Source organism: Pseudomonas sp. RGB (assembly GCF_007713445.1).
Taxonomy (GTDB): Bacteria; Pseudomonadota; Gammaproteobacteria; order Pseudomonadales; family Pseudomonadaceae; genus Aquipseudomonas.
The window spans coordinates 154997-179252 of the sequence record NZ_VMSH01000011.1; the positions used below are offsets into that span (position 1 = coordinate 154997).

Genomic DNA, 24256 nt, shown 5'->3' on the forward strand with positions numbered 1-24256 from the left:
CACCTTCAGATCGGTGTATGCCACTCACGACACCACCTCCCCAATCACCACACCCTCACGCCACCACCGTGCCAACCCTTGAACATTCGGCGCCTTGAGCAACGTAAAGTGGTTCCCCGGCCCATACCAAACCTCCAGCCCGCTGCCCTGCCGTCGCCATCCCTCAATCATCAGGCTCTGTTCGCGCTGATTGCCCGCCGCATCCAGCGAAGGGTCCTCGGCCAACACCAACCGCACCACGCCGTTGTAACGCTGATGCGGCTGATACACCGTGCGCAACGCCGCTGCATAGGTGCGCGCCGGCCCGTCCATGGCATCCACCGCAGAGCGCACCGGCAACAGCCCCACGCCCACCATGCCCGCATGCAGCCATTGGCGCTGCGCCACTTCATCACGCTCGGCAAAGTCCACACGGTCGATACCCAGCGACTTGCCGGCGGCCAATTGCATCGCCTCGATCAACCGCAACAACGCCGCCGTGGTGGTGTAAGGCCGCCCGGTGCCGCCCGGCGCTTCGCTGTCAATCACCGTCAACGACGCCACCTCACGGCCCATCGCCTGCAACCGCAGCGCCATCTCCAACACGATCCAGCCGCCAAACGAATGCCCCACCAGGTGCACCGGCCCTTGCGGGCACTCCTGCGCAAGCGCCGCCAGATAACACTGCGCCGCCGCTTCGACCTGGCTATGCGGCACCGCCTGGCCATCCAACCCGCGCGGCTGCAAGCCGAACAGCGGCCAGTCACGCCCCAGCGCCTCGCTCAACCCCACATAGCCGGTGACGCTATCGCCCGCGCCCGGTACGCAGAATACCGGCGCATACCCTGCCCGCCCGCTCTGAATGCGCAGCAGCGGTTGGTGCGCCACTTGCGCCACCGGCGAACACACGGCCAGCGCCTCGCTCATCGCCCGCCCCAGCGCCTGAATATGCGGCGCCTGCATCATGCTCTGGTGATCACCCGGCACCTGCACCCGGCGCAACTGCCCAGGCGCCAACGCGTCCTCCCAACCCAGCGAAACACTGCGCCGCGACAACTCGGTGGGCCGCTCTTGCGCGCTGAACAAATGCACCGCGACCGGCAACGGGAACAGGCTGTAATGCGCCAGCGCATGCCCATGCCCGACCTCCCGCTCGATAAAACTCAAGAGGTCCGCGTCCGCAGCCGCTGCCATTTGCGCGTATAGCAAACCTTGATCGCGACAGCGTTGCAGCAGACCCGCAAAGTCCAGCTGTCCAATGCCCGCCTCCAAGTATTCAAGGCTCGCCAGCTCATCCACACCTCCCTGTGCTTTCCAATACGCCGTGCACTGCAACAGCAAATGCCGTTTGAGCGCATCCGGCCCGCTCCAGCGCGCCTTGCCCTGATCGGTCAGGCGCGGCACGTAGCTGTCGATCAAACCGAGGAAGGCCACCGCCTCATCCAGCCCGAGTAATTGCATCGCCACTTCGTAGGCCAGCACGCCGCCAAACGACCAGCCCGCGAGCCGGTATGGCCCGTGAGGCTGGATGCGCCGAATCAACCCGACCAGGCGCGCGGCCAGACCTTCCATGGTGTTCAGATGCACTTCGCCAAGCGCTGCGCCCGGCAGGCCATAAATGGGATAGTCGCCGGGCAGGTGCTGGCCCAGCGCCGGGAAGTACACGTCCATGCCACTGAACTCATGCAGCAGAAACAGCGGCGGCTGCGAGCCGCTGCTGCGCACGGTAATCACCGACGTTTCGCGCGCCGGCGGCTGCGTGCGCTGCTGCAGCATCGCCGCGACGCCAGCCACGCTGGCATGCTGGAACAGCTCGGCCAGGGACACCTGCAACCCGGCCTCTTCCATCAGGTTGACCAGCCGAATTGCCAGCAACGAATGCCCGCCCAGCTCAAAGAAGCTGTCATGGCGCCCAACCTGCTCCAGCTTCAAGACTTCAGCCCACAGGTTGGCCAGTTGCTGTTCCAGCGCATCGCCAGGCGCTTCGAAATCACGCCGATTCAACGCGTCCAGCGCCGGAACCGGCAAGGCTTTGCGGTCGATCTTGCCATTGGCCGTCAGCGGCAAATGCGCCAGCGGTACATAGGCCGATGGCAGCATGTAGTCCGGCAGCTGGCCTTGCAGGTGCGCCCGCACGCTGTCGAGGTCGACAGGTTCGGCAGCCCAGGTGAAGTAAGCCGCCAGGCGCTTGTCACCCGGCACGTCCTCACGCGCCAGCACCACCACGTCCTGAATACCCGCAAAGCTCGCCAGGCGCGCTTCGATCTCACCCAGCTCAATGCGAAAACCACGGATTTTCACCTGGTCGTCATTGCGGCCGATGCACTCCAGCAAACCCTCCTGGGTCCAGCGACCAAGGTCACCGGTGCGGTACATCAGGGCACCGGCGTTGAAGGGATCGTCGACAAACTTTTCAGCGGTCAGCTCAGGGCGGTTCAAATACCCCCTGGCCACGCCATCGCCGCCGATGCAGATCTCACCGGTCACCCCCACCGGCACCGGCTGCAACCAGGCATCCAGCACGTGAACGTGCGTGTTGGAAATCGGCCGGCCGACGGGCACGCTGTCGGCGTCATCGGCAATCGCCTGCACTTCATAGGTGGTGGCATAGGTGGTGGTTTCCGTCGGCCCGTAGCAATGCACCAAACGCAGCCCTGGCGCCTGCGCCAACAGGCTGCGGAACGCCGCCGGGTCGGCGCGCTCGCCGCCGCAGAGCAACATGCGCAAGCCGGCCAGCGCGCGCGGAATCAGCTGCACGTACTGGTTGAACAGCGCCGTGGTGACGAACAGCACAGTCGCGCCTTGCAGCGCACTGCCGAACGCGGCCGGGTCGAGCAAGGTCGCGTGGTCGATCACCTGTACCTGCCCGCCGTTGAGCAACGCGCCCCACACGTCCATGGTGCTGGCGTCGAACGCCGGGTTGGAGGCGAAGGCAACGCGGTCGGCCGCATTGAAGTCGGCGTAGCCGTTGTTGAGCACCAGCCGCGTGATACCGCGATGCGGCACCAACACGCCCTTGGGCGTACCGGTGGAGCCGGAGGTGTACATGATGTACGCCACACTGTCCGAGGCTTGTGACAGATCCGGGTTGTGGCTCGGTTGCGGGTCAAGGGTCAGGGTGTCCAGGTCCAGACGCCGGGCGGCGTAATCGATGGACGCGTCGCTGCGGGTCAGCAGCCAGCTCGCGCCGCTGTCCTGCAGCATAAAGCCCTGGCGCTCGGCGGGCGCGTGGATATCCAGCGGCACATAGGCCGCCGCGCATTTGAGAACCGCCAGTTGGCTGACCAGCAGATCGAGCGAGCGCGGCAGCAGGATCGCCACGTTATCGCCGGGACGCACGCCCAGGCTCAACAGGTGATGGGCCAGGCGATTGGCGCGGGTGTTCAATTGGCCGTAGCTCACTGCCTGCTCGCCATGCAACGCCGCCACTGCGTCAGGCCGCGCCTGCGCCTGGGCTTCGAACAGGCGCTGCACCGTGTGCTCGCGGGGGAATGCGCGCGCGGTGGCGTTGAAGCCCGCCAGCTGTTGGACTTCGGCGCTGGGCAGTATGGGCAGGCGGCTGATGGCGATTTCACGGTTGTGCTCCAGCGCATGCGCCACGTGTTCAAGTGCATGGTGCAGGTAGCCACACAAACGTCGGGCACCCGGCCCCATGGCGTGCACGCTGAACCCGTCGCCGAGGTCATCGACACTCACCGACAGCCCGTAATTGGTGTGTTCCTCGGCCTTGAGCAACTCGATGCCCTGCCAGGCCTGCGCCACGCCGCCGGTTTGCGCCGCGCTGTGGCGGTAGTTGAACAGCACGCTGAACAGCGGCGTCGCCACCGGCACGGCGCTGCAACGCTGGGCCAGCGCCAGCGGCGCGTGCTCATGGCCGAGCAGTTGGGTCAGGCGTGCATGCGTCGCACGCAACGCCGTACGCACCGAGTGCTCACCCAGATCGACCCTCAGCGGCAAGGTGTTGATAAACACGCCCATGGCGCGCTCGGCGCCTTCGCCGCCCTGCAGACGGCCAAGCATCACGGTGCCGAACACCACACGCTCGCGGCCGCTGACCTTGCCCAGCACATGGGCCCAGGCCAGGTGCATCAGGCTGGCGGCGCTCACGCCCGCTTGACGGGCCTGGGTGCGCAGGCGCTGGCTCAACTGAGGGTCGATGGTCAGCTGCGCTTGTTCGTCGACACCCAGGTTTTCGACCTCGGTGGGTTCGTCGATCTCACCGAGCATGTCGCGGAAAAACGCCTCGTGATCGTTAACCGCCAAACGGGTCTGGGCCACGTAATTGCGGTACGGCACTGCAGCGCCCAACGCCGCGTCGCGACCCAACAGAAACGCCTGCATTTCGTGCTGCAGGATGTCCAGCGCGATGTGGTCCATCACCAGGTGATGAAACAGCAAGGTCGCCACCACGCGTTGCGGTTCCTGCACGTAAACCAGGCGCATCAGCGGCGCTTGAGCCAGGTCGAGGCGCGACGGCAACGGCCCTGTTTCGACGCTTAACGAGGCTTCACGCCAAACCACCTGCACCGGCTCATGAAGGCCATCCCAATGGAAAGAGGAACGCAGCACATCATGCCGCTGGATCACCGCCTGCAACGCCTGGGCAAAGGCTTGCAAGCGCGCCGTGCTGTCGAACGCAAACTGCGCCTGCAGCAGGTACGCATCGCCCTCGAGTACGGCGCGGTGATGATAGAGAATGCCGGCCTGCAACGGCGCCAGCGGGTAGATGTCCTGCACATTGGCCGCCCCGCCGGGGATGCGGGCGACAATGCGCTCGATAGCCGGCTGATCCAGCTGGATCAGGGGCAGCATGTCCGGGGTGATGTGCGTGCAGCCGGGTGCGATGCCATTGGCCGGCACCGCCACTTCACGCCCGCTGCCCAGCGCCGCCGCCAACGCCGACAGGGTCGGCTGGGCAAACAGCACCTTCACATCCGCCGACAACCCAAGGCGGCGCATGCGCCCCATCAGGCTCACGGCCAGCAATGAGTGCCCGCCCAACTCGAAGAAGTTGTCGTGACGGCCCACCCGCTCCACGTTGAGCAGCTCGGCCCACAGGCTGGCCAGGGCAATTTCGGTATCGCCCTGGGGCGCCTCGTATTCGCGCACCACCACCGAATCCAGGCCTGGCGCCGGTAGGGCCTTGCGGTCGAGCTTGCCGTTGGGGCTCAGTGGCAAGGCGTCGAGATGGACGAAAATCGCCGGCACCATAAACTCCGGCAAGTGGTGCAGCAGATGGCTGCGCAACACGTCGATTTCGCAGTGCGCGCCGGTGTAGTAGGCCACCAGGCGTTGCTCGCGGGCGATAACGGCCGCTTCATTGATCGACGGATACTCGGTCAGGCGGGCCTGGATCTCGCCCAGTTCGATGCGTAAACCGCGGATCTTCACCTGGTCATCATTGCGGCCCAAATATTCGATATTACCGTCCGGCAAGTAGCGCCCGACGTCACCGGTGCGGTACATCCGCCCGCGGGTGAACGGATCATTCAGGAAACGCTCGGCCGTCAGCTCAGGCCGATTCAGATAACCGCGCGCCACTTGCACGCCGCCGATAAACAACTCGCCGACCACCCCCAACGGCACCGGCTGCAACTGGCTGTCGAGCAGGTACATGCGCGTATTGGCAATGGGCTTGCCGATTGGCGTGTTGTCCGGCGTCACCGCGCCCGCGCAATTCCATGCCGTGACGTCCACCGCCGCTTCAGTCGGGCCATACAGGTTGTGCAATTCACTGTTCGGCAACTGCTGCTTGAAGCGCCGCACCAGGCTGCCCGGCAGGGCTTCGCCGCTGCACATCACACGCACCAGCCCGGCCGCTTGGCGCACATCGCCATGGGCCAGGAATACATCCAGCATCGACGGCACAAAGTGCAGCGTGGTGATCTGCTCAGCCTCGATCACATCGCACAGGTACTCGGGCTCTTTATGCCCGCCAGGGCGCGCCATCACCAACCGTGCGCCCGTCAACAGCGGCCAGAAGAATTCCCACACCGACACGTCGAAGCTGAACGGGGTTTTCTGCAGCACCGAGTCCTGCGCCTCGAGGCCATATTCGTCCTGCATCCACAGCAGGCGGTTGACCACCCCAGCGTGTTCGTTGATCACGCCCTTGGGCTGGCCGGTGGACCCGGAGGTGTAGATCATATACGCCGTCACGCCCACTGCAGTCGGGTTATCCAGCGGCTGATGCTGCCAGCAAGGGTGGTCCAGATCGACCACCGGCACCGCACCCAGCAACTCGCGCGTGGAGCCTTGAGCCAACACCACTGCCGGCGCACTGTCCTGCAGCATGTAGGCAATACGCTCCAGCGGGTAGGCCGGGTCCAGCGGCACATACGCGGCGCCCGCCTTGAGGATGGCGTACAGGCCCACGACCATGTCCAGGCTGCGCTCCACGCAAATAGCCACGCGCGAATCCGGCTGCACACCCAGCGCCAGCAAGTGATGGGCCAACTGATTGGCCTGCTCATTCAACTGGGCATAGGTCAGTTGCCGTTCGCCGGCCTTGACCGCAATCGCGTCCGGGGTGCGCTTGACCTGCGCCTCGAACATCCCGTGCAGGGTCTGGTCGAGGTTGTAATTGACCTCGGTGGCGTTGAACTCAAACAGCAGCTGCTGACGCTCACGGTCATCGATCAGCGATGCATGCTCAAGCACCGCCTGGTCGTTTTCGACCATCGCCTGCAACACGCGCTTGAAGTAACCGACATAACGCTGCACGGTCGACTCATCAAACAGCGCCACGGCATATTCCAGCGCGCCAAGAATGCTGCCCTGCACTTCGCCAAGGTTCAGCGACAGGTCGAATTTGGCAAAGTGGCTGTTTTCGACGATGCCTTCCAGGGCCAGGTCGCCCAATGCCAGGGTCGGTGCGCTGCTGTCCTGCCACGTCAACAGGGTTTGGAACAACGGGCTGTGGGCCAGGCTGCGCGGCGGCCGGGTGATTTCCACTACCTGTTCGAACGGCAGGTCCTGATGGGCCTGGGCTTCCAGCGTCAGCGCCTTGACCCGCGCCAGCAGCGCCTCGGTGCTCAACTCGCCGGAGGTGTCGATACGCACTGCCAGCGTGTTGACGAACAGGCCGATCAGCCCTTCTACCTCACTGCGCGTGCGGTTGGCCACCGGCGAGCCGATCACCAGGTCGTGTTGCCCGGACAACCGCGCCAGCAACGAGGCCCAGGCACTCATCAAGGTCATGTACAGCGTGGTGCCATGGCGTTGGCTCAAGGCCTTGAGCCCGGCGGTGAGGCGTTCATCCAGGCGCACTTCGACGCTGCTGCCGGCGTAATCCTGCTGCGCCGGGCGCGGGCGGTCGGTGGGCAGCGTGAGCAAGGCCGGCGCGCCCGCCAGCGCCTGTTGCCAATAGCTGCTCTGGCGCTGCAGCACCTCGCCGCTCAGCCACAGCCGTTGCCACACGGCGAAGTCACCGTACTGGATCGCCAGCGGCGGCAACGGGTCGGGCAGGCCGTGGCTGAAGGCTTGGTACAGCGCCATCAGCTCGCGGGTCAGCACGCCCATCGACCAACCGTCGGAGACGATGTGGTGCAAGGTCAGCAACAGCACATGGTGATCGTCGGCCATCACCACCAGCCGCCCGCGCAGCAGCGGGCCGCGCTCCAGGTCGAAAGGCGCCGAGGCTTCGCCGTGGATCAAGGCATCCAGGGCCTGCTGGGGTTGCGGGTGGCGGCGCAGGTCCTGCACTTGCAGCGGCAGCACGTCTTCGGCCGGCACAATCAGCACCTGGGCGTCGTCGCCGTGCTGGGCAAAGCGGCTGCGCAGGGTTTCGTGGCGCGCCACAATCCGCGCCAGCGCCCGTTGCAGCGCCTCCACATGCAATTGCCCACGCAGGCGCAGGCCAATGGGGATGTTATAGGCGGTGTTGGCGCCTTCCATCAGTGCCAGGAACCACAGGCGCTGCTGGGCGAAGGACAGTGGCACGGGTTCATCGCGGCTGGCCGGGAGAATATCCGGCAAGGTGCTGCGCCCCGATTGGGCCAGGACTTCGGCGACCGCCGCCAGCTCGGCATTGGCAAACAGGTCGCCGAGGATCAGCTCGACACCCAGACGCTGCCGCACCTGGGAAACCATGCGCATTGCCAGCAGCGAGTGCCCGCCCAATTCAAAGAAATGGTCGCGACGCCCGACGCGCGCCACGTGCAATACATCGGCCCAAATCTGCGCCAGCACGCTTTCGATCTCGCCCTGGGGCGCCTCGTACTCGCGGGTAAACACCGCAGCCATGTCTGGCGCGGGCAAGGCCTTGCGGTCGAGTTTGCCGTTGGCGGTGAGCGGCAATGCCTCAAGCTTCACGTAGGCAACCGGGACCATGTAGTCCGGCAAATGCGCCACCAGGTGGGCGCGGATATCGCCAACCGCCAGCGGAGCGAACGACGGGGTTTCGGTGAAATACGCCACCAGCCGGTCCTCACGGACCAGCACCACCGCTTCCTGAATACCCGGCAATTGGTTGAGTTGGGTTTCGATCTCGCCCAGCTCGATGCGCACGCCACGGATCTTCACCTGGTCGTCGTTACGCCCCAGGTACTCGATATTGCCGTCCGGCAGCCAGCGCGCCAGGTCGCCGGTGCGGTACATGCGCCCGGCGTTGAATGGGTCTTGCAGGAAGCGCTCGGCCGTCAGCTCCGGACGGTTCAAGTAACCACGCGCCACGCCTTTGCCGCCCACATACAGCTCACCGGCAACCCCCAGCGGCACCGGCCGTTGCTGCTCATCGAGCAAGTACACCGTGGCATTCGCAACAGGCTTGCCGATATGCAGTGGCTGGCCCGCCTCCACCTTGCCGGACGTGGCGACCACCGTGGCCTCGGTGGGCCCGTAGTTATTGATCAACTCAAAACGCTGGGCCCGCGCGAACTGGCGCAGGCGATCACCGCCGATCAGCAAGGTGCGCAAGGTCGGGTGTTCGATCTGTTGGCTGAAGGCGTACTCGGCCACCGGCGTGGGCAAAAAGCACACGTCCAACGGCTGCGCGCACCACCACGCGAGCAAGGCGTCGATGTCTTCGGTGCCGTCATTGGCCGGCGGCAGGTGCAGGGTCGCGCCGACACACAGCGCCGGCCACACTTCCCAGGCCATCGCATCAAAGCCGAAACCGGCGACACTGGCGGTGTGGCGCCCGGCACACAGGTCAAAGGCGCGGCAATGCCAGTCCACCAGGTTGGCCACGGTGTGGTGTTCGACCATCACGCCTTTGGGCAAGCCAGTGGAACCGGAGGTGTAAATCACATAGGCGAGGTTAGCGGGCGTGACATCGACCGTGGGGTTGTTCGCCGAATGATGCTGCCAGGTGAAGCGGTCCAGGTTGATCACCGGCACTTGCAGCGCGGGCAGTCGGTCCAGCAGCGCCTGTTGCGTCAGCACCGCCACCGGCGCGCTGTCGGTGAGCAAATAATTGAGGCGCTCGGCCGGGTGGGACGGGTCCACAGGTACATAGCAAGCGCCGGCCTTGAGGATCGCCAGCAACCCGGCCAGGGTATCCAGGCCACGGCGGGCGACGATGGCCACGCGGTCGTCAGGCTTGACCCCCAGCGCCAGCAGGTGATGGGCCAACAGGTTGGCTTGCTGGTTCAGTTCGGCGTAGGTCAATTGGCGGCCTTGCTGCACGGCGGCGATGGCCTCGGGCGTGCAGGCCGCCTGAGCTTCGATACGCCCGTGCAGCGTGGTGCCTTGAGGGAAGTCGGCGTGGGTCGTGTTGAACTGCTCGAGCAGTTGTTGTCGCTCGGCGGCGGGCACGACCGAGACCTGATTGAGCGGAGTCTGTGGCGCCTGCTCCAGTGCAGTCACGAGGTTTTCCAGCGCGGTTTGCAGGTAGGCGCAGACGCGCTGCGGGTCCACCTGGGTGCTGGCGAGCAAGCTCAGGGCAAAGCCTTCGCCGAGGTCATCCACGCTCAAGGTCAGCGGGTAGTTGGTGCGTTCTTCGGCGCTGAGCGCCGCGATACCTTGCCAGGCCGACACGGCGGCAGCGCTGGCGGCCGGGGCACTGTGGCGGTAGTTGAGCAACGCGCTGAACAGCGGCGTCGGCGCAACCACGCCGCTGCAGCGCTGGGCCAGGGCCAACGCGGCGTGTTCGTGGCGCAGCAAGGTGGTCAGCCGCGCGTGGGTGGCCTTGACCCCGGCGCGCACGTCTTCGGCGCCCACGTCCACGCGAAACGGCAGCGTGTTGATGAAAATGCCCAGTGCCCGATCGGTGTCATGGCTGCCCTGCATGCGGCCCATCAATACGGTGCCAAACACCACATGCTCTTTACCGGCCAGCACACCCAGCACCTGCGCCCAGCCCATATGAAACAGGCTGGCGGCGCTCACGCCCAGTTGCCGGGCCTGCGCACGCAAGCGCTGGCCCAGCTCCGGCGCCAATGGCAGGCTGACTTCGGCAATCCCGCGGGCATCGCCTTGCACGTCTTGCAGGCCAAATGGCAAGGTCGGCTCGCTGATGTCGCCGAGCATCTGGCGGAAGAAACTTTCGTGCTCCTGCTCGCTGATCCCCAGCCGCGCCTGCGCCACATAGTTGCGAAACGGCACCGCCTGGCCCAGCGCTGCGCCCTGCCCCAGCAGGCACGCCTGCATTTCATGGCACACCACTTCCAGGGCGCTGTGGTCAAGGGCCATGTGGTGAAACAGCAAGGTCGCGACGATGCGCTGATTGGCCGGATCTTCGGCACGCACCAGGCGCAGCAACGGCGCCTGGGTCACGTCGAGGCGATAGTGGCGGGCATCGAACAACGCGTGCAGCTGCGCGGCGATATCGCCGTCAGCCGGGTCCAGTTCCAACACCTGCACCGGCAATTGCGCCTGGCGCCAGACCACCTGCGACGGTTCCTGCAACCCGTCCCAGACCACGCCGGTGCGCAGGATGTCGTGGCGGTTCATCACGCTTTGCAGGGCGTGGGCGAAGGCCTCAAAACGCGCCAGGCTGTCAAACGCAAACTGCGACTGCATCACGTACGGGTCGCCCTGCTCGGCGCTGACGTGATGGAACAGAATGCCTTCCTGCAACGGCGCCAGCGGGTAGATATCCTGGATATTCGCCACGCCGCCATCGACGGTGGCGACGATGCGGTCGATCTCGTCCTGGCTCAGGCTCGACAGGGTCAGCATGGCCGGCGTGATGCGCTCGGCGCCCGCCGGGATGCCATTGGCCGGCACCGTCACTTCACCGGCCTTGGTCGGCGAATACTCGCCGGCCTTGATCAACTCGATCAACGCCGGCTTGTGCTCGCGCAACGCGGCAAGAATCGCCGGGTCGCTCAGCGCCTGTTTATTGCCCTGCACCGACAACTGCTCGCCCTTGAGCGCCAGTTGCACATCCTTGGTTTTCAGCGTCGCCAACAGCTCAGAAATGCTCACAGGACGATCTCCATTCGTTCGGTTATGGCGGCGTAGCCGGCCAGCGTCGGCTGTTCGAACAGCGCCCGCACATCGGCTTCCAGGCCTTCCTGGCGCAGGCGTCCGATCAAGCTCACGGCGAGCAGCGAGTGCCCGCCCAGTTCAAAGAAGTTGTCATGGCGCCCGACCCGCTCGACGTTGAGCAGCTCGGCCCACAGCCTGGCCAGGAGGATCTCGGTATCACCCTGCGGCGCCGCGTACTCGCGCACGGTCAGCGCGTCCATGCCCGGCGCAGGCAAGGCCTTGCGGTCGAGCTTGCCGTTGGGGCTCAGCGGCAGCGCGTCAAGGTGCATGAACAGCGCCGGCACCATGAAGTCCGGCAGGCGCTGCAGCAGGTGCGCGCGCAGCTGCTCGATGTCGGTAGGTACGCCGGTGTAATAAGCGACCAACCGGTCCTCGCGGGCCACCACCGCAGCCTCATTGACCTGCGCATGTTCGAGCAATCGCGCCTGGATTTCCCCCAGCTCGATGCGCAGGCCGCGGATTTTCACCTGGTCATCGTTGCGGCCCAGGTACTCGATATTGCCGTCGGGCAAGTAGCGGCCAACGTCGCCGGTGCGGTACAGGCGCCCATGGGTGAAGGGGTCCTTGAGGAAGCGTTCGGCAGTCAGCTCGGGGCGATTCAAGTAGCCACGCGCCACTTGCACGCCGCCGATAAACAGCTCGCCGACCACGCCCAATGGCACCGGCTGCAATTGCGTATCCAGCAGGTACATGCGCGTGTTGGCAATCGGTTTGCCGATCGGCGTGTTGTCCGGCACCTCGGGACGCGCGCAGTTCCAGGCGGTCACGTCCACGGCCGCTTCGGTGGGGCCATACAGGTTGTACAGGCCGACTCCCGGCAGCTGCTGCTGGAAGCGCCGCACCAGGCTGCCCGGCAAGGCTTCGCCGCTGCACATTACGCGCACCAGCCCGGCCGCCTGGCTGACATCACCGTGGGCCAGGAACACGTCCAGCATCGAGGGCACAAAGTGCAGTGTGGTGATCTGTTCGGCCTCGATCACTTCGCACAGGTACTCAGGCTCTTTATGGCCACCCGGGCGCGCCATGACCAGGCGTGCGCCGGTAAACAGCGGCCAGAAGAACTCCCACACCGACACGTCGAAGCTGAACGGGGTTTTCTGCAGCACGCTATCACTGGCCGTGAGACCGTACGCGTCCTGCATCCACAGCAGGCGGTTGACCACCCCGGCGTGCTCGTTGATCACGCCTTTGGGCTGGCCGGTGGAGCCGGAGGTGTAGATCACATAGGCCTGGTGCCGGGCGGTAAGGCCTGGCACGTGGGGGTTGCCAGCGGGCTGGTGCTGCCAGGTGGCGTGGTCCAGGTTGACCACCGGCACCTCACCCAGCAACGCGCGGGTGGCGCCTTGCGCAAGCACCACCACCGGCGCGCTGTCTTGCAGCATGTAGGCCAGGCGCTCGCGAGGATAGGCCGGGTCCAGCGGCACATAACCGCCGCCGGCCTTGAGGATCGCAAACAGGCCGATGACCATGTCCAGGCCACGCTCCACGCAGATGCCTACACGCGAATCCGGCTGCACACCGAGTTCACGCAGGTGATGGGCCAGGCGGTTGGCGCGTTCGTTCAGCGCGCTGTAGGTCAGGTACTGATCGCCGGACTTGACCGCCACGGCCTGCGGCGTGCGCTCGACCTGGGCTTCGAACAGGCCGTGCAGGGTTTGATCGAGGTTGTAGTTGACGTCGGTGGCATTGAATTCCACCAGCAGTTTTTGCCGTTCCTCACTGCCCATAATCGGCAGGCGATTGAGCGGCTGATGCGGCGCCTGCTCGAGGGCTTCAACCAGCCCTGACAAAGCGGTCTGCATGTAACCGCACACGCGTTGCGCGTCGATTTGCGCCAGGGCGGTGACGTCATAACCATCGCCCAGGTCATCCACGTTCAAGGTCAGCGGGTAGTTGGTGCGCCCGTCGTTGACCAGCGTCTGCATGCCTTCCCAGGCCTGCTGCGCCTCGGCCGAGCGCGTGGCGGCGCCGCGATGGCGGTAGTTGAGCATTGAGCTGAACAACGGCGCCGGGGCTGCCACGCCGCTGCAGCGCTGGGCCAGCGCCAGCGACGCGTGTTCGTGCCCCAGCAGCGCGGTAAGCCGTGCATGGGTGGCTCGCACCGCAGCGCGCGCACCTTGCGCGTCGATGTCCAGGCGCAGCGGCAAGGTATTGATGAACACCCCCAGCGCGCGGTCGGCGCCCTCGCCGCCTTGCATGCGACCCACCAGCACCGTGCCGAACACCACGCTGTGGCGACCCGAAGTGGCCGCCAGCACTTGGCCCCACGCCAGGTGGAACAGGCTCGCCGTGCTCACGCCCAGCAAGCGCGCCTGGGCGCGCAGCCGGCGGTTGAGGTCATTGTCCAGGCGCAGGCAGTGTTCTTCGATCGCGTTGCCGTCGCCGCGCACATCCTGCAAACCGAACGGCAAGGTCGGTTCATCGACGTCACCGAGCATCTGGCGAAAGAACGCTTCATGTTCCTGCTCGCTTACGCCCAGACGCGCCTGGGCCACATAGTTGCGGTACGGCATCGGCGCCGCTGTTGGCGCGGCGTGGCCGAGCAAGTGGCCCTGCATTTCGCGCAGCACCACGTCGAATGCGGTGTGGTCGAGGGCGATATGGTGGTAGAGCAACACCACCACTACGCGCTGGTTGGCCGGGTCCCGGGCGTACTTGAGGCTGATCAACGGCGCGTGGCTGAGCGTCAGGCGATAGCGTCGCGCATCGAAACGCTCATGCAGGCCAGCCAGTACATCGCCTTGCAGGTGCAGCTCTTCACGCGGCAGTTCAGCCTTGCGCCACACCACTTGCAGCGGTTGCGCCAGGCCTTCCCAGACCACGCCGGTGCGCAGGATGTCATGGCGGTCGATGACCTGTTGCAGCGCCTGGGCGAAGGCGTTCAGGCGCTCAATGCTGTCGAACGCCAGGTGCGACTGCAGCAGGTACGGGTCGCCCTGCTCGGCGGTGATGTGGTGGTAAAGAATGCCCTCCTGCAACGGCGCCAGCGGGTAAATATCCTGCACATTGGCAGCGCCGCCGGGTACACGGCTGACGACGTCGTCGAGAGTTGACGGGTCGAGCTCCACCAACGGCAACATGTCCGGGGTGATGCGCTGGCAGTCGGCGGTGATGCGGTTGGCCGGCACCTGCACTTCGCGGCCACTGCCCACGGCGGTGGCCAACGCCGCGAGGGTGGGCTGGCTGAACAGCACACGCACGTCAGCACTGAGGCCGACCTGACGCATGCGTTCGATCAGGCTGACCGCCAACAACGAATGACCGCCCAGTTCGAAGAAGTGGTCATGCCGGCCGACTTGCTCCACCTGCAACACCTCGGCCCAGATCCGCGCCAGGGTGGTTTCCACCGCGCCTTCCGGCGCTGCGTAGTCGCGGCTCAGCAACGCGGCTTGATCGGGTTGCGGCAAGGCCTTGCGGTCCAGCTTGCCGTTGGCGGTCAGCGGCAGCGTGTCGAGCCTGACGTAGGCTGCTGGCACCAGCGCGTCGGGCAGCTGTTGCTGCAGTTGCGCACGCAAGGTTTCAATCGCCAGCGGGTACTTTTCGATGAACCAGGCCACCAGACGCCCCTCGCGCACCAGCACCACGGCTTCAGCGATGCCGTCGAGTGCCGCCAGGCGGCTTTCGATTTCACCGAGTTCGACGCGCACACCGCGCACTTTGACCTGGTCGTCGTTACGGCCCAGGTACTCGATATTGCCGTCGGGCAGCCAACGCGCCAGGTCACCGGTGCGGTACATCCGCCCAGGGTTGAACGGGTCCTGCAGGAAACGTTCGGCGCTCATCTGCGGGCGGTTCAAATACCCCCGCGCCACGCCGCGGCCGCCCACATACAGCTCACCGGCGACACCCACCGGCACCGGGCGCAACTGTGCGTCGAGCACGTACACGCTGGCATTGGCGATGGGCCGGCCGATGTGCAGCGCCTGCCCGGCGCGCACACGGCCGGAGGTGGCGACCACCGTGGCCTCGGTAGGCCCGTAGTTGTTGATCACCGCAAAGCGCCGCTCCTGGGTGAACTGACGCAGGCGATCACCGCCGATCAACAGAATGCGCAAGGTCGGGTGGTGCAGGTTCTGGCTGAAGGCGTACTCGGCCACTGGCGTGGGCAGGAAGCTGACGTCCAGTGGCTGCGCCAGCCACCAGGCGAGCAATTCGTCAATGTTTTCATTGCCGACCTTCGCGGGCGGCACGTGCAAGGTGGCGCCTGCGCAGAGTGCCGGCCAGACCTCCCAGGCCATCGCGTCAAAGCCAAACCCGGCGACGCTGCTGGTGTGACTGCGCGCGTCCAGGCCAAAGGCCTCGCAATGCCAGTGCACCAGGTTTTCCACGGTGCGGTGTTCCACCATCACGCCTTTGGGCTGGCCGGTGGAGCCGGAGGTGTAGATCACGTAAGCCAGGTGCGCCGGCGTCAGGCCGACCAGCTGCGGGTTGCTGACGGCGTGGTGCCGCAAGCACTCGTCGAACAGGTCGACAGTGGCGTGCGTGCCCAGCAAGTCACGGGTGCTGGCCTCGGCCAAGACCGCTACCGGCGTGCTGTCCTGCAGCAGGTAGGCGATACGTTCGGCGGGGTAAGCCGGGTCGACAGGCACGTAGCCGGCGCCGGCCTTGAGAATGCCCAGCAGCCCGACCAGCATGTGCGGGCCACGGCGACAGCAGATCGCGACGCGGTCGTCCGGTTGCACGCCGAGTGTCAACAGGTGATGGGCCACCTGGTTGGCGCGTTGATTGAGCTGCTGATAGGTCAGGACTTCGCCGTCCTGCTGCACGGCAATCGCGTGGGGCTGACGTTCGACCTGGGCTTCGAAGGCGCCGTGCACGGTGTGCCCGGTCGGGAAGTCCGCGGCCGTCGCGTTGAATTCGCGCAGCAGGGTTTCGCACTCTGCCGGCGGCAGCACTGGCAATTGATTAAGCGGGGTGCTCACCGCGCTTTCCAACGCCGCGACCAACTGCTCCACGGCGCGGTGCATGTAGCCACACAGGCGCTGGGCGCCGATCTGCGGCAGTGCCAGCACGCTCAGGCCAAAGCCTGTGCCGAAGTCATCGACGCTGAGGGTCAGCGGGTAATTGCTGCGCTCCTCACCGCCCAGCAGTTGCACGCCTTCCCAGATGCCATGGCCATCGCGGGCCATTTCGCCGGGGCTGCTGTGACGGTAATTGAGCAAGGCGCTGAACAACGGCACGGCCGTCGGTACGCCGCTGCAACGCTGGGCGAGGGCCAGCGACGCATGCTCGTGCCCCAGCAGCGCGCTCAAGCGGCTATGCGTGGCCTTGACGGCCGCAGCAGCAGCGGACGCTACATCGACGCGCAGCGGCAAGGTGTTGATGAACATGCCCAACGCACGGTCAGCGCCCTCACCCGCCTGCATGCGCCCCATCAGCACCGTGCCGAACACCACCTCATCACGCCCGGACACCAGCCCCAGCACTTGTGCCCACGCCAGGTGCATCAGGCTGGCCGCACTGACCCCCAGCACCCGCGCCTGATCACGCACCCGCACTGCCAATGCGGCGTCCAGCGGCTGTTCGGCCTCTTCGATAGCGCGGCCGTCGCCCTGCACGTCCTGCACGCCAAAGGGCAGGGTCGGCTCATCGACATCGGCGAGCATGTCGCGGAAGAAATGCTCGTGCTCCGCCACGCTGACACCAAGGCGCGCCTGGGCCACGTAGTTGCGAAACGGTGCAGCGTCGGGCAGTGCCTCGGCCTGGTTGAACAGGAACGCACGCATCTCCTGGCCGACCACTTCCATGGCGGTATGGTCGAGCGCCAGGTGATGGAACAACAGGATCGCCGCGACCCGATTATTCGCCGGGTCCTGGGCATAGACCATGCGCAGCAGCGGCGCCTGGGTGATGTCCAGGCGATAGTGGCGGGCATCGAAACGTTCGTGCAGTTGCTCGATGACGCCGCCGTCAGCCGGGTCCAGAACAACCTCTTGCACCACCAGGCGGGCCTCGCGCCAGACCACTTGCACCGGGCTGTCCAGACCTTCCCAGACCACGCCGGTGCGCAGGATGTCGTGACGGGCCGCGACCTGTTGCAGCGCGCCCATGAAGGCGTGCAAACGCTCAAGGTTGTCAAACGCCATGCGCGACTGCAGCAAGTACGGGTCGCCCTGCTCGGCGCTGATATGGTGATAAAGAATGCCTTCCTGCAGCGGCGCGAGCGGGTAAATATCCTGCACATTGGCCGCGCCACCCGGCACCGTGGCGACGATGCGCTCGATCGCTGCCTGGTCGAGTTGCACCAGGGTCAACATCGACGGCGTTATCCGGGTGCAGCCTGCTGGAATGCCATTGGCCGGCACCTCGACCTCACGCCCGCTGCCGACTGCCGCTGCCAGCGCCGCCAGGCTTGGCTGGCTGAACAGCACACGCACATCCGCGCTCAGGCCCACCTGGCGCATGCGCTCAATCAGGCTCACGGCCAGCAACGAATGCCCGCCCAACTCGAAGAAATGGTCATGCCGGCCGACACGCTCGAGCTTGAGCACGTCCTGCCAGATCTGCGCCAGCAAGGTTTCCACCTCGCCCTCCGGCGCCTCGTAACCGCGACTGAGCAGCGCGCTCTGATCCGGTACGGGCAAGCCCTTGCGGTCGAGCTTGCCGTTGGCGGTCAGCGGCAACAGTGCCAGCCACACGTAGGCCGACGGCACCATGTAGTCCGGCAACCGGCCTTGCAGATGAGCGCGCAGTGCCTGGATGTCCAAGGGTGCCTGGGCGGTGTAATACGCCACCAGGCGCTTGTCGCCCGGCTCGTCTTCGCGGGCCAGCACCACCGCGTCTTTTACGCCGGGGAACGCGGCCAGGCAGGTTTCGATTTCGCCCGGCTCGATACGAAAACCGCGGATCTTGACTTGCAGGTCGTTACGCCCCTGGTACAGCAAGGTAGCGTCGGCCTGCCAACTGGCCAGGTCGCCGGTGCGGTACAGCAGGCCTTCGCCGAAGGGGTTGGGGATGAATTTTTCCGCCGTCAATTGCGGCTGGTTCAAATACCCGTTGGCCACCCCGGCGCCGCCGATATACAGCTCGCCAACCACGCCCAGCGGCAGCGGTTGCTGGCGTGCGTCGAGCACGTAGGCCTGGGCATTCGCGATGGGGCGGCCAATCGGGACACTGCCCGCAGCCGGCGCGGTGATTTCAAAGGTGGTGGAGAATGTGGTGGCCTCGGTCGGGCCATAGCCATTGAGCAGATGCTGGGGTTTGCCGTGCTGGAGCACACGGCTGATCACCTGCGGGTCGAGCACATCGCCGCCGACGATCAGGTAGCGCAGTTGGCGGAACACCGGCAGCAACGCGTCGGCGTATTGATGGAACAGGCCGGCGGTCATCCACAACACGCTGACGGCTTGCTCCTGCAACAGCGAGGCAAACGCCGCCTGGGACAGCAGCACCGCATGCTCGACCACCACCACACAACCGCCGTTGAGCAACGGCGCCCACACGTCGAGGGTGCTGGCATCGAAGGCCGGGTTGGAGGCGAACGCCACACGGTCGCGCTCATTGAAATCGGCATAGCCGTTGTTCAGCACCAGGCGCGAGATCGCGCGGTGCGGCACTTGCACGCCTTTGGGTGCACCGGTGGAGCCGGAGGTGTACATGATGTACGCCACGCTTTGCGCCGACTGGGCCAGGTCGGGGTTGCGCGGCGACTGCGCGTCCAGGTTCAGGTCAGCCAGGGTATTGAGCACGCGGTGCGCGCCGCTGTCCTGCACCATGAAGGCCTGGCGCTCGACCGGCGCATTGACGTCCAGCGGCACATACACCGCTGCGCACTTGAGGATCGCCAGTTGGCACACGAGTAAATCCAGCGAGCGCGGCAGTGCGATCGCCACGCTTTCGCCCGGCTGCACGCCCTGGCTGATCAGGTGATGGGCCAAGCGGTTGGCACGGCGATTGAGGTCGCGATAACTCAACGACAGCGCGCCCTGCACCGCCGCCACAGCGTCGGGACGGGCCAGCGCCTGAGCTTCGAACAGTTGGTGCACCGTGAGCTGCGACGGGTATTCACGTTCGGTGGCGTTGAAAGCCACCAACAGTTGGTGGCGTTCGGCAGCCGGCAGGATCGACACGGCCTGCAAGGGCGTGGTCGGCGCTTGTTGCAACGCGGTCACCAGATGGCTCAACGCGGTGATCATGTAGGCGCCCACGCGCTGTACATCCAGGCTGTTCACGCCCTGCACGGTCAGGGAAAACCCGCTGCCCAGGTCATCGACGTTCAACACCAGCGGATAGTTGCTGCGCTCTTGCGAACTGAGAATCTCGATCCCGGACGCGGCAAACGGGCTGTCTCCCGGGGCTTCACCCGGCGCGCTGTGGCGGTAATTGAGCAGCGTGCTGAACAGCGGCAATGAACCTGGTACGCCGCTGCAACGCTGTGCCAGCGACAGCGAGGCATGCTCATGCCCAAGCAACTGCGCCAGGCGCGCGTGGGTGGCGCGCACGCCGGCTTGCACGCTGACGGCGCCAAGGCTGACGCGCAGCGGCAAGGTATTGATGAACATCCCCAACGCACGGTCGGCGCCCTCGCCGCCCTGCATACGGCCCAGCAACACGGTACCGAACACCACGTCCTGCTGGCCGGAGACTTGGGCCAATACCTGGGCCCAGGCCAGGTGCACCAGGCTGGCGGTGCTCACGCCCAGTTGCCGCGCCTGTTCGCGCAGGCCGTGACTGAGCGCCGGCTCCAGTGGCAGGTGTGCGTCGACGATGCCGCTGCCGTCGCCATTCACATCCTGCAAACCGAACGCGAGCGTCGGCTCGTCGATATCGCCCAGCATGTCGCTGAAGAAGGCTTCGTGTTGCGCCTGCGTCACGCCCAAGCGCGCCTGGGCCACGTAGTTGCGGTACTGCACCGCGTCCGGCAGCTGCGCGCTGGTGCCGGCGAGGCTGGCGCTCATTTCTTCGACCAGCACTTGCAAGGCGGTGTGGTCGAGCAGGATGTGGTGCAGCAGCAGAATGCCGACGTAACCGCCCTGCTGCTCGGCGTAGCCAAAGTGCATCAGTGAAGCGCGCGACAGGTCGAGGCGATAATGGCGTGGATCGAAGCGTTGCTGCAGTTGCGCGAGGGCATCAAGGCCGTGCGCGTCAATGCGCTCAACCGCCAAGGGCGCCTGGCGCAGCACCACCTGCACCGGTTCATCCAGGCCTTCCCAGACAATCCCGGTGCGCAGGATGTCGTTGCGTTCAATCACGCTGTGCAGCGCCTGGATAAACGCATCCACCGCCGCCTGGTCGGCAAAGCGCAACTGCACCTGCAACACGTAGGGGTCGCCCTCGGTGGTTGCCAGGTGGTGGTAAAGAATGCCGGCCTGCAACGGCGCCAGACCGTAGATGTCCTGCACGTTGGCAATGCCGCCGGGCACGCTTTCGAGGATGTGGTCGATAGCGGCCTGGTCCAGGGCCACCAGAGGCAGCATGTCTGGCGTGATGCGCGCGCAGGGGTCGACGATCAGGTTGGCCGGCACCTGCACTTCCCGCTGCCCGCCCACTGCTGCGGCCAGTGCGGCCAACGTGGGTTGGCCGAACAGCACGCGCACATCACAGCTCAAATCCACCTGGCGCATGCGTTCGATCAGCTTGACCGCCAGCAGCGAGTGGCCGCCGAGCTCGAAGAAATTATCGTCGCGGCCGACCTTGTCGAGCTTCAACAACTGCTGCCAGATACTGGCGATGGCGACTTCAACCGCGCCTTGCGGGGCGGCATAGTCACGCCGCGCCAGCGCGTCGGCGTCCGGTGCGGGCAAGGCCTTGCGGTCAAGTTTGCCGTTGGTGGTCAGCGGGAAGTGATCCAGCAGCACGAACGCGCTGGGCACCATGTACTCGGCCAGGCTGAGCAGCAGGTGATCACGCAGCTGGGCAGCACCCAGTTCACGCTCGGCGATCACGTAGGCCACCAGGCGTTTGTCGCCCGGTGCGTCTTCACGGGCAATCACCACCGCATCACGCACGCCGTCGGCGGTGGCCAGACGCGCCTGGATTTCGCCCAGCTCGATACGGAAACCACGGATCTTCACCTGGTCGTCGTTGCGGCCCAGGTACTCGACACTGCCGTCGGCCAGCAGGCGGCCGAGGTCACCGGTCTTGTACATGCGCAGGCCGGTGGCCGGGTCGGCCAGGAAACGCTCGGCATTGAGCGCGTCACGGTTGAGGTAACCCCGCGCCACCCCGGCGCCGCCGACGTACAGCTCGCCGACCACACCAAACGGCAACGGCTCGCGGCGCTCATCCAGCACGTACAGCTGCAGGTCGGGAATGCGCACGCCAATCGGGCTGACGCCGACCAGCTGCGCGTCCGCGGCCTCCAGCGCGCGATAGGTCACGTGCACGGTGGTTTCGGTGATGCCGTACATGTTGACCAGTTGCGTACCGGCGTTGATGGCGCGGGCGTACCACGGCTTGAGCATGCCCGGCTCAAGGGCTTCGCCGCCGAAAATGACCTGACGCAAGGAGTGCGACTGGGCGCCTTGGGCCGCAATCAACTGGCGGAACGCGCTGGGCGTCTGGTTGAGAATGCTCACGCCCGCGTCGCAGATCAGCGCGTAGCACTCATCCGGCGAACGGCTGACCAGTTGCGGCACAATCAGCAATTGGCCGCCGTGCATCAGCGCGCCCCAGATTTCCCACACCGAGAAGTCGAACGCGAAGGAATGGAACAGCGCCCACACATCATTGCGGTTGAAACCGAACCAGTGGTCAGTGGCGGTGAACAGCCGTGCGACCTGGCGATGTTCGATCATCACGCCTTTGGGCAGGCCGGTGGAGCCTGAGGTGTAGATCACGTAGGCCAGGCTCGCCGGGCTGAGAGCGATGCGCGGGTTGACGATGGACTCACCACGCAGGCTGTTGAGGTCGATCTGCGCCAGCTCGCCCACCAGGTGGCGGGTGTTGGCTTGCACCAGCACGGCCAGCGGTTCGCTGTCAGCCAGGGTGTAGGCGATGCGTTCCAGCGGGTAAGCCGGATCAATCGGCACATAACCGGCGCCGGCCTTGAGGATGCCCAGCAGACCGATGATCATCTCGGGGCCACGTTCAACGCAGATCGCCACGCGGTCATCCGGGCGCACACCCTGCGCAAGCAGACGGTGCGCGACCTGGTTGGCGCGTTCATTGAGTTGGCGGTAGGTCAGGCGCTGCGTGTCGAAGCGCACGGCGATGGCTTCGGGCCGGGCGGCGGCATGGGTTTCGACTTGCTGATGGATCAGGGCGGTGTCGGCGTAGTGCGCGGGGCTTTGATTGAGGCGGTGCAGCAGGTGGTGGCGCTCGGTGTCAGGCAGGATGTTCAGGCCGCTCAGCGGCTGATCCGGTCGCTGCTCCAACGCATCGGCCAGGCTGTGCAGCGCGGTGTGCAGGTAAGCCGCGACACGTTGTGCGCCGATGGCGGCATCGACCATCACCGTCAGTGCAAAGTCTTCGCCCAGGTCATCCACGTTGACGGTCAGCGGGTAGTTGGTGCGCTCCTCGGCGCCGAGCACCTGGATGCCTTCGGCCACGTCGATGACAGCGGCCATATCGGTAGCGGCGCTGTGACGGTAATTGAGCATGGCGCTGAACAGCGGCGTCGGCGCGGCCACACCACTGCAACGCTGAGCCAGGGCCAGGGACGCATGTTCGTGGTTGAGCAAAGCCGTCAGACGCGCGTGGGTGGCCTTGACCCCGGCGCGCACGCCCTGCTCGCCCACATCCACGCGTAACGGCAAGGTATTGATGAACATGCCCAGGGCCCGTTCACCGCCCTCGCCTGCGCCCATACGGCCAAGCATTACCGTGCCGAACACCACCGCGTCACGACCGGACACCACGCCCAATACACGCGCCAATGCCAGGTGCATCATGCTCGCCACGCTCACGCCCAATGGTCGCGCCAGGCTGCGCAGGCGCCGGCTGAGGGCGCTGTCCACGGCGATGCGTGCCTCGTCGATGCCCTGCCCGTCGCCTTGCACATCCTGCAAGCCGAAGGGCAAGGTCGGCTCATCGATATCGGCCAGCATGTCGCGGAAAAACGCCTCGTGCGCCTGCTCGCTGACGCCGTGGCGCACCTGGGCGATGTAGCCGCGAAACGCGACCGGCGCACCCGCCTGGGCTTGCTCGCCGGCCAGGTACAACTGGATTTCATGGCGCACCACATCAAGGGCGGTGTGGTCGAGGATGGTGTGGTGGAACAGCAGCATCGCCACCACCCGACTGTTGGCCGGGTCGTCGGCAAACACCAGGCGCAGCAGCGGCGCCTGGCCAAGGTCCATGCGGTAGGTGCGTGCGTCATAGCGCGCGAGCAACTGGGCCAGGGCATCGCCGCCATTGAAGTGCGCTTGTTCGCAGACCAGGTTTGCCTTGCGCCATACCACTTGCAGCGGCTCGTCGAGGCGCTCCCACGCCATGGAGGTGCGCAGGATATCGTGACGGTCGATGACCCATTGCAACGCTTGCGCAAAGGCGTCCAGGCGTGCGCGGCTGTCGAACACAAACTGCGCGTGCAGCACGTAAGGGTCGCCCTGCTGCGCCGAAAGGTGATGGTAAAGCATGCCTTCCTGCAGCGGTGCCAGCGGGTAGATGTCCTGCACATTCGCCGCGCCGCCGGGGATGGCCGCGACGATACGGTCGATGGCCGGCTGGTCGAGGCTGACCAGCGGCAACATGTCCGGGGTAATGCGGTAGGCGGGGCTCAGCCAGTCGCCGCCCTGCTCGGCCACCCACTCCAGCAAGCGCGGCTTGTGCGCGATCAGTTGATCCCACAGCGCATCATCCAGCGCTTCGTCGTCGCCCAGGATGATCAGGTCGCCTTCTTCCAGTTGCAGACGGATCGCGTGGGTGGAAATCGCTGCCAATAATTCGCTGAACTGCATGGGGG

At 65.7% G+C, this 24256-nt stretch carries 2 protein-coding genes; both read right to left on the minus strand.

Annotation, left to right across the window (positions count from 1 at the left end; genetic code table 11):
- Window positions 1-24 precede the first annotated feature (24 nt).
- Window positions 25-11349 (minus strand): non-ribosomal peptide synthetase, encoded by an 11325-nt coding sequence (locus FPT15_RS22145; protein WP_145164663.1) that lies wholly within the window; start codon window positions 11347-11349, stop codon window positions 25-27.
- On the minus strand, window positions 11346-24251 hold the full coding sequence (locus tag FPT15_RS22150) for a non-ribosomal peptide synthetase (protein WP_145164665.1): 12906 nt from the start codon (window positions 24249-24251) through the stop codon (window positions 11346-11348). Before FPT15_RS22150 ends, FPT15_RS22145 begins: the two co-directional genes overlap by 4 nt.
- Window positions 24252-24256: the final 5 nt, after the last annotated feature.

Bases quoted from the DNA above. Each gene is read 5' to 3' on its own strand.
- FPT15_RS22150 (WP_145164665.1), bottom strand. From the start codon at position 24,251: ATGCAGTTCAGCGAATTATTGGCAGCGATTTCCACCCACGCGATCCGT.